Here is a 13961-nt window from a genome sequence, read left to right as displayed (position 1 = left end):
CTTATCTTTGCTTCCCAATATTGAAGTGCCTGAAAAATTTTATCTTTTTATCTTGGAGTCAATTCTCTCATAAATCTCAGTTATCATAGTAGTGGTAACTTGAAGCCTATTTTTAGAAGCTCTGCTAATAACCTGTGACTTCCACATATCGCAGTTTTTACAAGCCGACCTATTATCTAACTGATTAAGGATTAAATCGCGTCTAAGTTGATTAAATAAATTTCCACTCCAAATATCTTGCAGAGTTTGTTTATTGTAATCTCCCAGACTAGCAATATCCTTATCAAAACCAAGTCTAAATAAGGTTTCAATACAGTAGTATATTCTGCCGTCAGGCAAAACAGCCATTTCTAAAAAGGGAAACAGACAAGCCCATCTCCCTTGCGCCTTTTGAATATAATGTTTAAGCGAATCTTGCAGAGCGTCGTTAATCTTGCTAAGACGCATATTAGTTTCTTTATATTCAGCTAAATTCAAAACAAAAACACTATCTGCTTTTGGTAGCCAACGTTCTCGAAATTTTTGTTCTTCTTCGATAGTAACATCCTGATTTCTAACAAATGATGTCCTCACTTCACAGGGAATTTTCATGTGATCGCGCAGTCGCAGAAAATTGATAACATTAGATTCGACTCGGTTGAGATTAGCACCCCTAACTCTTAAGTAAGTATCGAGTTCAGCAGCATCGATGCTAATATCAATATTGGTTAGACCTGCTTCTAATAATGCGATAGCTCGACTTTCATCTAGCAGTTGACCATTAGTAGTTATATGAACTTTAGGAACTCCTTGTTGTCTACAAAGTTGAACAAAATCTATAATCTTAGGGTGAAGCAATGGCTCCTCTACACTGCCGATTAAGATTGTAGTTCCCTGTTCTCCACATTCTTTTGCCAGTTTTTGCATCATCTCCCAGGACATTGCATTATTACCTGTGAAGAAATCTGTTGTATGTGTTGGCTTTAGCAAAGAACTATGATATGGACACATCACGCATTTAAGATTGCAGGTATTTCCGACAATTGCCCTAACATAAGAAGGTTTAACAGCCATGCCATAATAGTCCGCAAAGTAATGTAACTGTTCGTCAAGATCGGTCTGTGAAATAATAGTGAAGTGTATTGGAATGCCAAAAATCCCCTGATTTTTACTTTGAAATTCTTGTAATAACTGACTCCAGATATTACTTAATTCCTGGGGATACAAATAAGCTAGGGTCGCATATTGAGGTAAACCCAATTCTGATGAAACTGGTAAAGTGGGTCTGAAAGCAACTGCTTTTTTTCCAGATTTTACTGCTGCCACGAGTCTTTCTACACTTTTTGAGTGTAAAGGAATACCATGAGGTGGTATTTCCAGCACCATACCTGATATTTCCCAATTGTCTCGGATTTGAGTTGGTAAAAGTTTTTGAGTATCTTTGATAATCATTTTTTTCGTAAGGATTTAGATAACATTCATGAAAAAAGCCACCCTTGTTTTATGTGCGGGTGGAGTCTTTAGCGATTTCTGCTTTCATAATATTAATGAGGTTCTACATTCAGTTTTTAAGTTGTTCACTTAAACTTAGCTCTTTTTTCTCTACAAGAAAAACTGTATTATTCAAATTCTGGATTGCCATTATTTTTTCTGTTCGCTTCTAATGTCGTACGCATCATATCACCCATATTTAAGTTATCTCCTTATTTTGAACTTAAAAAAATGCATTATTATCTATAGCAAACATTGAAGTAATTCATATTAGTTTAGGCGACTGAGCCATAAAATCTAGGTATAGCTGTCTTTCGAGTCGTTTAAACTAACAGTTTGGCATAGTTAAGGCTGGAATATCTGAAAACTTTACCCTATTTAAATTAAGAAGAGCTTGCCGGAATATAAAAGTTATTTTCATACATATAGGGTTCTTTATCTGGAGCTTGGTTTAACCACTCTTTTAACTCAGATTGCTTAATAGTAGTATATCCTTTTATTGGTATTTCAGTATCATCAAAGATTTGTGGACGTGGAGGATAGGGAATTGTTACAGTTAGTATGCCATTATTACTAGGTTCAGGATTGCTGATATTACCTTCAAATTTATCAATTACTACCCTAAAGTTGACCAATTCTTGATCATCTTTATGAAAAATAGGAAGATGTGTTTTTTCTTTAAAAACTTTGAGCAGTAATTGATATTCATCTGTTTCAGATTCGCTAGCGAAAAACAGTTTCTTCAACTTTTGATTATCATTATTATGTTTTCTAAAATACCCATCTAACTCTTGTGCAGCTTCTTTATCTTCCTCAAGCCATATATAAGAAATAATTTGAGAAATTTGTTTACCTTGTATCAATAGGTTTTCAAATTCCTCACGGTTTTTATTATTAGCGAAATTATTTCCTCCTATGATCTCTTGAACTTTAGATATCCACTCTCTTGTTCCTATCATGATAATGCCTCCTTGGCTATTAACTTAATTTTACAATCAAAATAAGTACGTTTTACTCTTTTTACAGAACAACAAACATTTAATGAATAATCAAAAAATAAAAATAGTTTATTATTTGATTATTTGTTTTTTTCTAATTTAATGTTGTCATTTTCAATTTTCTCCAAACCATAAAAACGGGAGGGATTATCCCAAAGAATCTTTTGCACAGTTTCTTTCGAGAGTTTTTCCTCAAGTTTTACCATTTCTGCAACGATGTTCGGCTTATGATCCATATGGGGATAGTCCGAACCAAAGATTAAATTGTCCGTGCCAATATACTCAATCACCTGAGCCAGTAACGGTTCTGAAGGCTCTATGGCAATAAAGCACTGGCGACGAAAATACTCTGATGGCTTGATTTTAACATTATCATGAATTGTATCCTCCCAAGCTAAATTTTCATACTCTTCATCTAGTCGCCATAGCCAGTAAGGAAGCCAGCCACAACCGGACTCAAGAAAAGCCACTTTCAGTTTTGGATGACGTTCTAATACCCCTCCTTCAATCAAGGCTAATAAAGCCATCATCTGTTCCATCGGATGAGAGCAAGCATGAGTAGCAAAACGAGTGTTAAACCTTTCTGTACCTGTAGTTGGCAAACGACTGTGAGTCCCTTCGTGAATGCCTACTGCTATTCCTAGTTGTTCGCATTCTGTCCAAAAAGGCTCGTAAACGGAGTCGCTCAATAGTCTTCCTTTGATAGGGTTAGGGCGTAAAAACACCGCTTTCCAGCCAAAATCAACAATTCTATGCAATTCATGCACCATAGACTCTGGTGAGTGCAGATTAATTGCTCCTACCCCCTTCAACCTATCTGGAGCGTAACTGCAAAAGTCTTTTAACCAATTGTTGTAAGCGCGGGTAAAAGCGCCAGCAACTTCCGGTTGCATAGTATCAATCGCCCAAAGCCACAATCCATAAGTTGGATACAGGAATGCCAAATCGATCCCCATCTGCACCATCTCTTGAACGTGAGACTCGACATTGTAGCCTTGGAAATAAGCATTAGGATGAGCTGACATCATCTGCTTATTGGCCTTATCTCGAACTTGCCTAGAGACTTTTTTTACAATGTCTTCCCCTTGAATTTTCATGTCTGCTGAGGGAGCAAACTGTTTAAATTCTGGTTCGAGATACTCAGCCCACATACTAGGAGGTTCAATTACGTGGGAATCAGCATCAATAATCGAATATCCGTTTAGCATGATCTCTAATCAATCTGGCTCGGAATTGGGAGTTGGTGCGTAACGCTACAAGTCTGAATTACTACACTGAAATTGTTTAGTAGTTTTACACATTGTACAGTTTTTCATGTCAATTGCGTCAGTCCTATTTTTATCAAATAAGCGGTGAAATAGCCTTTACTCCCACCGTAGTTAGTAATCCAGGTTTGTATTCCGTTAAAGTAATCTCGAAAGTGAATCAAGAAAGGCTCCTGATTTTGTAGATTAGAATTAGCCCATTGATCAAGATTTTGATTATGCATTTATTGTGCAAGTTGTATCGTTCTAAATGACATAAAAAACTCCATACAAATAAAGGAATTGGAAACAGATGCTATAGGCAACTGGCGGATAATTTTGAATTATAACAGCCTCTGGTCGTTATAATGACAACCTTAGAATCAGCCCTTTCAAGGTGTGTTAAAGACTTTACAAGATAGTAAGCCACAGCAAGAGAAAACAGAAATATTAAAAAATTGCTATTACGTTTTGTATACCTAAATTAATAGCTTCATCGTTTGTATCGACATATATATCGATCCTGTTATCTTGAATAGCCGTACCTGTATCTAGACTTTTAGCAGAAACTTCTTGTCCATCCCAAAGCCTTAAAGTCAAGCCTGTTAGTAAAGGAATAACGTTTGGATCTACTGCACACTGTAAAGGTGATTGACCAGCACGTGCTTGTTGCAATGTAACGCCAAACTCACCAGTAGCAGGTGGCTGTACTGTTCCGTCTGGGAGTGTAGATTGTTCTCTACTGTAAAAAGTAGCTTCTAAATTCAATTCAGTAGACATGATTTTCTCCTTAAAAGATTGAGATTTGCATCAAATTGCGGTTCTAAAGCTTTTATTCTTTCCTTCAGTTTGTGACACTTGAGGGTACAGAATGTGAACTTCAATCGCAGTGAACTACCTTTGATATTAGTTTTTCTCTTAGCTGTGAAACTCATAAAACTCATCCCATAACTCATAGAAAAACTCATGAAAAATAACATCATTTAGTAAGGAAAACATCACATCCACATGGGAAAAGAGTTGAGTTGCTCTTCTGTCAGCGGCTCTTGCAACCAACCCATTTTCACTGGAACATCATAAAGCCGTCCAGGCGCTAACCTTTTCCACATATGGCGCATTCCCGGAACGATGACTTTGGCAACGTGAAGTCCAATATCGGGACGAGTCTGATCTAAAACCAGCATTTCTAAACCATTGTTCTCAACGATTTGTTGACAGAGCTTGACATCTTCGAGTAAATCGTCGCTTGCTATTTCGCGATAATCGCCACTGACTTTAGCAGCAATGCTCTTGCTTGGAACTAAATAAGGTTGATCGCTTAAAGTTGCGGTTTTCCACCAATCTACCGCCAAGCCATCTGCTGACGGGGGATATTGAGTACTTCCATCAGCTTTGGCAAATAAAACGTTGGGTAGAATTTGGTTAACTTCAGTCAAGGCTCGACTAATAGCAATCTTGGCATCGAAATGAGCGCCATAACCTAAAACAATATCTTCTACAGAGCGATCGCTTCTTCGAGTCACAGCAGCAAAAACTGGAATATTCAGATCGCTGGTAATATCTAAAACCCAAATTTCTCGATTAATAGTTTGATAATATTGCTTCAGGTTTTGAAAATAAGGCTCGTCGAAACTATCTAAATCCACTTGAGGCTTTTGTAGTGAGTTATACCACCATAACGCGACAGCATCCCGCTCTACTAACTCCATAAACCCTTGCAGAATAGCTTCTTCAAGAGTATTACCCGCCGCACATCCATTAGAATCAGCCCAACAGTCGGGTTTATAGGATGGTTGATAGCCATAATAACAATAAGCCGTTGGCAGATACTTAAATTCCTGATGGGTTAAAGACCAAACGGGAGTCCAGTCAATAACTCTATCTTCATTAAAAGGTTCGGGGACTTTTTGAAACCAACCTTGACACTCAACATTCCATTGCTCTCTATTCTGATATTGCTGTTGGCTGAAGTTCATACAAACATTGGGATGGATCGCCTTCTCTCCCATTTGTTGATAACTGCCTTTTTCTCTAATTTCATACCCTTGAAATACCCCAGAATATCGCTCGATCGCTTCGCAAAAACCACTAGCCATCGCTTGAGAGTCAGTTCTACCTTTCCCTGCACTTCTACCCCCTAAATTTTGGCGCAAACTAGCGCAATCGTCGAAAACACTGAGAAAATGATGTTTGGCAATGTAATTATGAGTTAATCCATTCCCAGGAATTTTATTTAGTTCTCGCACAACCCCAGTAATGGGGCTGATATGATGTTGATATTTCCTGAGAGTTTCTTGTGGCGAACAAATACGGTGTCCTCCATCGACGGTAAAGGTTTTCTTGCGGTGTTCTAAAACAACAGGTAGGGGGTTGTTGGTTAACCCATTTACCATCTCTCCACAGCTAGAACATTGAGGACGCTTCACCCAGCTATGATTTTGAGTTTGCAGTGCGATCGCATCGTAAGCAATCAAATTGCTTTCTAATTGTTGATTTTCTCCTTGGACAATCCACTTAAACACCTCTGTGGCTACCATTCCTAAAGCGGTTTGTACTGTAGATGGCAAAAATCCTAAAGGAGGAGTTAAAGGGGAAGAAATTTGCTTCTGTCTCTGAATAAACCCTTCAATCGGTCTATTATCTCGCAAACGCTGGGCTAAACAGTTCCAACAACCTGTTTTCTGAGGATTAAATAAAGGGCCAATCCAGACTATTGTCCCTGATGGCTTAACCAGTATCCAGGGAGATTGCGATTTTAAGGCTTGTTGATTGAACTTATCTAGCTCAAGATTGAGATAATCATCGGTTAAAACTACTGTCAAATCACCTTCGTCTGCTACTTGAATTTGCAGAGACTCAAGCACAGCAATCAGGTCTTCAGCAGCAACCGAACCTAATGCTTTTACTGCTACTTTAGTCGATCGCAATCTTTGATGGGCTACTGTGGGAGCAATATTAAGATGATGACAGAAGATGTCTAAGTGCGATGCCAGAGAGTTATCTTCTTGAAGAATATAGCCCTTTTGTTGCATTTGTAATAAAGCATATTGGGCTTGAATACTCACATTGAGAACTTCTTGGAAAAAAGTGGTAGCTGACTGTAAAGATTTTGGGTCTTGCAGTAGCGACTGTTGAATGGTATCAATAATTTCGTCAATATTGCGATCGCCATCGATTAAAGTAGCTAAACTACAAGAAACGCGATCGCTTAACCAGACCTTTTCTCTTTCGGACAACAAAAATACATTGTCTACTTCTATAGTTTTAACAGAATAACAAGGGTTGAATTGGATTTGAAGTTGCATTGAGCTTTATTAATTATTTATTTACTAATTCAACTGTCATTTTAGCAGAGTTACCTTATAGTTAATTTTTATTATTTTAGTTTGATTAGTTTGTTCTAGCCTATCTAAATTATTTTTACATAATTTTTTATTAAAATCATTTTAAAAGCTAATCTAAAAACTCATAACTTCTTATAAAAAAGCATCTCTCGGCGAAAATACGGTGATAAGTTGAAAGCTTATTACCGTGGTTTTCGATATGTTCGTGAAATGTTAAAAATACTTCCTCAAAAGCCTGAGCCTATTTTATTAGCCCAAATTTTTGCCAAGCTCACTTCTTTGGGACGTATCCATCCCCTTTCCACAGGCGTTGAACCCTCGTAAATTGGCTAAGGTATTGTTAGTATGGATCAAATTTTTAACACCTCAATGATCTTATCCACAAGTTCCATTGGCTTAATTGGCTTGGCAATAAAAAGTTGAAACCCTGCTTTTAAAATACGTTGCTCATTTTTGGCTTCAGCAAATGCGGTGAGAGCGATCGCCGGAATTTGTCCCCCTTGCCCTATAGTGCGGGAGCGAACCTGACGAATCAAGGTAAAGCCATCCTCATCTGGCATACTGATATCACTAATCAGTAGAGCGGGCGATTGCTGTTCTAAAAGTGCCAATGCTTCTTTTACTGATGCTACCACTAATACATCTGCCCCAACGCTTTGGAGAACAGTCTGCATTAACATCCGAGCATCTGCATCGTCATCTACAACCAGAATGCACAAGTTCTGCAATTGGGCAATTTCCTTATTGCCATGCAGCAATTCTCCTACTACTAGCTCCTCATTACTCAACTGCTTTGTCATTGTCACAATAGGTAGCCTCACCGTGAACGTAGAACCCTTGCCGAATCCCGCACTGGCTGCTGTGATATTGCCATTGTGGAGTTGTACAATTGTTAGAGCGATGCCTGCGGCGGGCTACGCCTACGCAAGTCCTAACCCTAATCCACCAGCAGAACGAGTAGTGGAAGCGTCACGCTGACTAAACCGTTCAAAGACGAATGGTATAAATTCTGCTTCTATACCCCTCCCTCTATCAATAACAGTAATCTGAGCCTGAGACTCAATTTGTTCCAACCTCACCTCTACACTTTCATTCTTGGAACTAAACTTGATTGCATTTGAAAGCAAATTCCAAACCACTTGTTGTAAACGAATGGCATCACCCAAAACGTTGGACACAGCAGCATCAAGATGTAACTGAATTTGAATGCCTTTTGTTTCGGCTGACAATCGAATAGTATCTGCTGCTGACCGAATTACACTTGCTAGGTCAACAGGTTCGATTTCCAAATTCATCTCGCCCTTCTGCATCCTAGCCAGATCCAACAAATCGTCAATTAAACGAACTTGTAGACGGGCATTCCGCTCAATCGTTTCCAGTCCCTCAATTTTCAGTGCTTCATCCATCTCAGATTCAGTTAGCAATAGTTGCGCCCAGCCGTGGAGATTATGTATGGGAGTACGTAACTCATGAGACAAGACAGCGACGAATTCATCCTTGACTCGATTGATTTCTGCCAATTCCTCAGTCTTTTTTCTCAGTTCTTCCTCTACACGCTTTTGTTCGGTGATATCAATGCCGATTAAAAATGCGGCTCTGTTCCAATCATATTTTTGAGCCACAATTAAATAACTACGATCTGCGCTTATGGATTTCAATTCATATAATGCTTCAGATTCATCTCTAGCAAAGAAATTTTGCACGAACTCACGAAATCCATTACCACTAGCTAAGAAGCCAATATCCTGACCAACAAAAGCTTCGGGAGGCAAATTAAAACTATCAGCTAAGTGCTTGTTGACACCTAGATAGCACAAATCGGAACTGACCCAAGATACAATTCCAGGTACAGCCTCCAGTACAGTCTGTAACTGATCTCTAGCAGCTTGCAGTTTTTTTTCTGCCTGGTTGCGCTGGGTAATATCTAAAAATATACTTACACACCCCCGCACTTTTCCATCTTCATCAAATAAAGGGGCAGCATACTGCGATAGGTTAATTCTCACACCATCATCACGAACCACCTCGATCTCAGAATCCAGTATTTCCACACCATGAGTGGTAGCATATTGCATAGCCAGTTCTTCTGGAGCTAGTTCTCTGCCATCCTGGTAAACTTTAAAGTTAGTTGGACGTTCATCATTAGGAGCGCTGAGAGAGGCATTTGCGTCAACAGGTATGCCCAGCAGTTTAGCAAGAGCCGGATTAGCTCGAATAGTGGTTAAATCTTCTACATAAATTAACTAAAATTTAATTTGATTACTCTTCAACACCTAGATCATGACACAAGGCATAATATTCTGGATTTTTTTTACTTTTACCTTGCTTCACCAATACGTAATAGTCTTCACAATAATGCTGCCCTGTCCTAATTTGATCATCAGAGAAATTAGGAGGAAATGCCTGATGATTAACTTGATATTTTCCAACTGGTGCTTTTGGGGGAAATAATTTAATTGTTAGCGGTAGTATCACAAAAATTATAAAGAAACCGATGAAATATATTGTCGAGATAAATAGCCTATATTTATTCCTTTCCTTTTCGTAAATCTCTCTTTTTTTATTTGCTTCTTCCCTTTGTATTTCTTGTATTTTTTCTGAACGAGCAAGTCTTTCATAATGTTCTTTCCATTCCTTAACAACTTTATTTGCAAGATATTGAACTATCTTGTTAGCTAGATTTTCAGCTTGTTGCTCTGTTTGGATTTCAGCTATTTCATATCTCCAAGTTCTATCGCTTTGGAACCGCCAGTTTGAAGCTGTTAATTTATAACAAACAAAGTATGGATAGTCTTGGTTTTGAGAACGCCTGATATCTTCCAAAAATTTTTCAAGGATTGGAATTAAAAAATACCGCTCAAATTTTTCTGATTCAGATTGGATGTTTCCCGCCCAAGATTGTGTTACCAAATCATTGGCTTGAGCTTTGATAGACGTATAAATTTTTAAGTAGATATCGTTTTTTATCCTTACACAATTAGGAATACTATTTAAAACTTCGTCATAGTTTGTACATTCATGTCTTCCGGCATTAAGTCCTTCTTCTTCTTTAGCTTTATGAACTAATTTTAGTTGAGCGCAATAATAGTTAGGAATAAAATACTTATCTTCTTGTTGATTCATCTTTATTATCTAAAAAATATATAATATTTGTTTTTCTGTTTTTCTGATTAAAATTTACAGTATAAATTACTATTTATAGAATGTAGAAAATACTGGAATTTATATTAAATATAAAACTTCTACCTTTTTAACGTCTGATTTTTCATCGTTATTCAGGCTTTAAAGGTATTTTTCCTGTGATAACAATTGTTATCACAGGAATAGATATATTTTAGGGCGACGGCTAAAAACTCAATTATAGCAAGCATCTTGGGCTTGCCTTACATTGCTCTTCCAATGCTACAGACGTAGGTGCTTAGTAATTATATAAATTTTGTCTGATTTGTTAACAATGTTTCCGCTTCTTCAGAAAACTCTCCATAGAGTTTCCATTAATTCCACTTCTACAAAAAGAAGCGACTAAACATTTATTACCCGTAATGGGGTCGAAATAAGTACAACGATTTATAGCTACATTAACTTCTTTTACTGCTCTTAAATTAGGCTTATCCTATGCAAGACTGAAACTCTTCTTGAATAAACTTAAGTCTGCGTTATTCAATTGATTGACTCATGTTTAACCTATTTTAATGATTACCTTTCTTATATTCTTCAACTTGCTTAGAGTGAGAAGGACATAGGAAACTAGCTGCATTAATTAAAGAGCTACTAAAGTATCCTCTCATATACTTGGACATAGTTGCTTGGTATTGGGCATTCCCCTACCCCAATAATAATATTTCTGATCCATTCTTCCTGTTGAGCTTGAGCTTGGGCTTGAGCTTGATTAATCTGATATTCACGTAGTTGTCTTTGAGTATCTAACTGTTCTTGATCTCTTTACCTCCGTCGTAATTCAAGGTCAAGAATCGATGGTACAGAATCTTGAGCTAGGACTGGAAATATTACTGAACTAGCTACTAAAAAAGTTGCTAGAAATAATTTACTGAATTTCATGTTCAGAAACTTTAAAAAATGTCTAAATCTAATATTCCCTAATTTGGGGTAAATATAGCGTCGTACCCAAGAAGCCAAATATCCCCCAACCATTTAAAACTGCAATTTATATAAGTATCAAAATATTTGAAACTTATAATTGGCAAGGCTTTTCAGCCGATATTTCCGTTTTTAGGCAGGGGTGTATCAACTCATCTAAACATTCGATGGGGGACGAGGAAAATCCCCCCGCATAATTTTTCTATGAGCGAACTACCTGAAGATTATCCGATGCTCCATATTTACCCCTCAAAAGGAGCGCGGCAACCAGTAATTATCAAAGGAAATGCGGAGGGACTTTGCGCTTTAGTCAATGCCCTAATTTCCGCCATTGCTCATCCATATTCTTCTGGAGTTGCTGAAGTGTTTAACGGCGATGCCGAAGTTTACGAAGTAGTCGTGCATCTTGTTACCACTCACGAAAAACTTTCTCCCGTACCCGATCAAAATTCGCAACAATGAAACTATCAAACCTGATTACCACCATTGACTCTCAAATACCCATCGTGGCAATAGATGTTCTGTCCCCCGAAGAAGCCACTATCATTCAGTGGTTAACTACTGAAGTGATGGACAAACTTAACAGTCCTGTGTACTTCTGGAATTTGGGAGTTTCCGGCTTGGAGCAATGTCTAATTGCTGACGACGGTGGACTGGTGTTCAAATCAGTCGAAACTTATAAAAAGCCTCATAACATAGACCCTTTAATCTATGTGTTCGAGTACATCAACAATTTCGGCGGTAATGGGGTTTTCATCCTGGGAGATGTTCACCCTTTTGTGGGTAAAAACTCTCTGCAATTGAGTTGGGAAATCCTCACCAGAGTAAAAAACTTGTACCATCGCCTCAAACCGACTGAAAAGCGAATTGTATTTTTAGGTCAAAACATTCAACTGCACGAATCCCTGCTGAGACTAATTCCTTGCTGTGAAGTTCCTTTGCCCAGCATTGAGCAAATTCAAGACCACTTAGAATCATATTTGCTGTACTTGCAAGAATCTGCCAGTGAGCAAGAGGTAACTTTTACCGTATCTCTCACCACTGAAGATAAAGAAACCTTGGCAAGAGCAGCATTAGGGCTAACCTTGGAGGAAATTAGTGACTTTCTCCGGCTCACTGTTAAGGAGCGATTAACTTCTAAAGGTATAGTAATTGATACTACGGTCATCCCTTTGGTTGTCGAATACAAAACCCGCCTACTGTCTCAGATGGGTATTGAATTAGGTAAACTGGCGACCATACCCTTTGGTGGTTTGGATTTATTGCGGGATTGGTTGCAACGCCGCCGCCGGTTATTTTCTCAAGAAGCGCGTTAGCGAAGCTCGCCGCAGGCATCGCTAAATCTACCCCAGCCTAAAGGTGTGCTACTGGCAGGGCCACCAGGGACGGGTAAATCGATAGTAGCAAAGAACATTGCAACCATACTCAATCTTCCACTGCTGCAATTAGACATTGCCTCGATGCTTGGTAGCCTGGTTGGAGAATCTGAGGGCAATGTCCGCCGTGCACTCAAGACTGCTGAAGCTATTGCACCCTGTATTTTGTGGATTGATGAGGTTGAGAAAGCACTTTCAGCTAATGGCGATACCTCTGGAGTCTCACAAAGGATTCTAGGAAATATCCTCACTTTCATGTCTGAATGTACAGCAGGGGTGTTTGTGGTGGCAACCTGTAATGACCCAACAGCGCTGCCTATTGAGTTTAAGAGAAAAGGGCGGTTTGATGAGAATTTCTTCGTTGACCTGCCTACTGAGTTGGAACGTTGCCAGATTCTCAAGATTCACTTAGAACGGTTTGGTATAGAAGTTCCGCAGGAATATTTAGGGCGTGTCATCAATTAGGTAAACTTGAGTAGGTAATGCTTGGGATAAGCCAAATAGAGAAACAATGACTCGACGTTATGCGCTGCGAGATGATCAGTGGGAGAGGATAAAAGACTTACTGCCCGGAACAATAGGGTATGTCGGAGTGACAGCAAGAGATAATCGGTTGTTTGTGGAAGCAGTACTGTATCGTTATCGGGCAGGGATACCCTGGAGAGACCTCCCAGAGCGATTTGGAGATTTCCGAGTGATTCATACTCGTTTTAGCCGATGGTCAAAAACGGGGGTTTGGGAAGGAGTATTTCAGCACTTGGCAGACGATGCCGATAATGAATATGCGATGATTGACTCCACGATTGTCCGCGCCCATCAGCATAGTGCTGGTGCAAAGGGGGGGAGCCATCTACTGAAGCTATTGGTCGCAGCAAGGGTGGATTGAGTAGCAAGATTCATGCTGTAGTGGATGCGTCATCGCTACCCACTAAGCTTCTACCTGACACCAGGGCAAGCTTGCGACCTTGATGAAGCCGACCAACTCTTACCCAACATTGTTGCTGACACGGTGTTAGCAGACAAAGGCTATGATGCAGATGAGCGAGTAATTGAGCGACTTCAGGCACAAGGTAAAACCGCAGTGATTCCCCCCAAGCGTAACCGTAATAACCCTCGTGACTACGACCAAGATTTGTATAAAGCTCGTCACCTGATTGAAAACTTCTTTGCCAAACTCAAGCAGTATCGGGCGATTGCAACACGCTACGACAAACGCGCTGCCAACTTTCTGGGTGCAATTTATCTTGCTGCTTCTGTTATTTGGCTCAATTGATGACACACCCTAGGGTTTCCAACTCAGCACCACTAAATTTGTCAGTAGCAGCAGCGATCGCCTCTAGGGCGTGTCATCAATTAGGTAAAGTGGAATAAGAACAGGTGAAGAAAGATAAATAACAGGAAAAAGATGACGCGCCGATATGCACTACGAGA

The 13961-nt window shown here is 39.1% G+C and carries 9 protein-coding genes and 3 pseudogenes; 4 read left to right on the top strand and 8 right to left on the bottom strand.

All coding sequences use genetic code 11. The features are described from left to right. Positions 1–39 precede the first annotated feature (39 nt). The 5 genes from V7K44_RS25915 to V7K44_RS25895 form a co-directional block, all read right to left on the bottom strand. Positions 40–1431, bottom strand: a complete 1392-nt coding sequence (locus V7K44_RS25915; protein WP_334935759.1) for a radical SAM/SPASM domain-containing protein — start codon at positions 1429–1431, stop codon at positions 40–42. A 422-nt stretch (positions 1432–1853) separates the two neighbouring features. Beyond that, positions 1854–2429 carry a hypothetical protein gene (locus V7K44_RS25910; protein ID WP_334935757.1) on the bottom strand — a complete coding sequence of 192 codons (576 nt, stop codon included), beginning with the start codon at positions 2427–2429 and terminating at the stop codon, positions 1854–1856. A 119-nt stretch (positions 2430–2548) separates the two neighbouring features. After that, a complete protein-coding gene (locus tag V7K44_RS25905) occupies positions 2549–3676 on the bottom strand; it encodes an amidohydrolase family protein (RefSeq protein ID WP_334935756.1) in 1128 nt (375 codons plus the stop codon). A 486-nt stretch (positions 3677–4162) separates the two neighbouring features. Then, on the bottom strand, positions 4163–4492 hold the full coding sequence (locus tag V7K44_RS25900; protein WP_334935754.1) for a 3D domain-containing protein: 330 nt from the start codon (positions 4490–4492) through the stop codon (positions 4163–4165). 218 nt (positions 4493–4710) lie between these two features. Next, entirely contained in the window at positions 4711–7017 is a 2307-nt protein-coding gene (locus tag V7K44_RS25895; protein ID WP_334935752.1) for a TOMM precursor leader peptide-binding protein, read from the bottom strand. A gap of 210 nt (positions 7018–7227) precedes the next feature. Between V7K44_RS25895 and V7K44_RS25890 the strand changes: the two are divergent. Next, a pseudogene (locus V7K44_RS25890) lies at positions 7228–7380 on the top strand (IS4 family transposase); the annotation flags it as partial. Positions 7381–7406: 26 nt separating this feature from the next. Here V7K44_RS25890 and V7K44_RS25885 read toward each other — a convergent pair. The 3 genes from V7K44_RS25885 to V7K44_RS25875 form a co-directional block, all read right to left on the bottom strand. After that, complete coding sequence (locus V7K44_RS25885; RefSeq protein WP_334935750.1) at positions 7407–7856, bottom strand: response regulator; 450 nt, start codon at positions 7854–7856, stop codon at positions 7407–7409. A gap of 120 nt (positions 7857–7976) precedes the next feature. After that, positions 7977–9296, bottom strand: a complete 1320-nt coding sequence (locus tag V7K44_RS25880; RefSeq protein WP_334935814.1) for a sensor histidine kinase — start codon at positions 9294–9296, stop codon at positions 7977–7979. 19 nt (positions 9297–9315) lie between these two features. After that, positions 9316–10179 carry a hypothetical protein gene (locus tag V7K44_RS25875; protein WP_334935748.1) on the bottom strand — a complete coding sequence of 288 codons (864 nt, stop codon included), beginning with the start codon at positions 10177–10179 and terminating at the stop codon, positions 9316–9318. Between the two features lie 1179 nt (positions 10180–11358). Here V7K44_RS25875 and V7K44_RS25870 point away from each other — a divergent pair. From V7K44_RS25870 to V7K44_RS25860, 3 genes and pseudogenes are all read left to right on the top strand, one after another. After that, entirely contained in the window at positions 11359–11616 is a 258-nt protein-coding gene (locus V7K44_RS25870; protein ID WP_334935746.1) for a hypothetical protein, read from the top strand. Beyond that, positions 11613–12977 (top strand): annotated as a pseudogene (locus V7K44_RS25865) (AAA family ATPase); the annotation flags it as partial. The gene V7K44_RS25870 and the pseudogene V7K44_RS25865, both read left to right, overlap by 4 nt. Before the next feature lie 64 nt (positions 12978–13041). Next, positions 13042–13803 (top strand): annotated as a pseudogene (locus V7K44_RS25860) (IS5 family transposase). Positions 13804–13961: the final 158 nt, after the last annotated feature.

The sequence above is a fragment of the Nostoc sp. genome (assembly GCF_036917235.1).
Classification (GTDB): Bacteria; Cyanobacteriota; Cyanobacteriia; order Cyanobacteriales; family Nostocaceae; genus Nostoc.
The sequence above is the reverse complement of the archived record's forward strand: the minus strand, read 5'-3'. Positions and strand labels throughout refer to the sequence as shown.

Excerpts from the sequence above, each read along its gene's own strand:
- V7K44_RS25915 (WP_334935759.1), bottom strand. The coding sequence starts at position 1,431 with ATGATTATCAAAGATACTCAAAAACTTTTACCAACTCAAATCCGAGAC.
- V7K44_RS25910 (WP_334935757.1), bottom strand. The coding sequence starts at position 2,429 with ATGATAGGAACAAGAGAGTGGATATCTAAAGTTCAAGAGATCATAGGA.
- V7K44_RS25905 (WP_334935756.1), bottom strand. The coding sequence starts at position 3,676 with ATGCTAAACGGATATTCGATTATTGATGCTGATTCCCACGTAATTGAA.
- V7K44_RS25900 (WP_334935754.1), bottom strand. The coding sequence starts at position 4,492 with ATGTCTACTGAATTGAATTTAGAAGCTACTTTTTACAGTAGAGAACAA.
- V7K44_RS25895 (WP_334935752.1), bottom strand. The coding sequence starts at position 7,017 with ATGCAACTTCAAATCCAATTCAACCCTTGTTATTCTGTTAAAACTATA.
- V7K44_RS25885 (WP_334935750.1), bottom strand. The coding sequence starts at position 7,856 with ATGACAAAGCAGTTGAGTAATGAGGAGCTAGTAGTAGGAGAATTGCTG.
- V7K44_RS25875 (WP_334935748.1), bottom strand. The coding sequence starts at position 10,179 with ATGAATCAACAAGAAGATAAGTATTTTATTCCTAACTATTATTGCGCT.
- V7K44_RS25870 (WP_334935746.1), top strand. The coding sequence starts at position 11,359 with ATGAGCGAACTACCTGAAGATTATCCGATGCTCCATATTTACCCCTCA.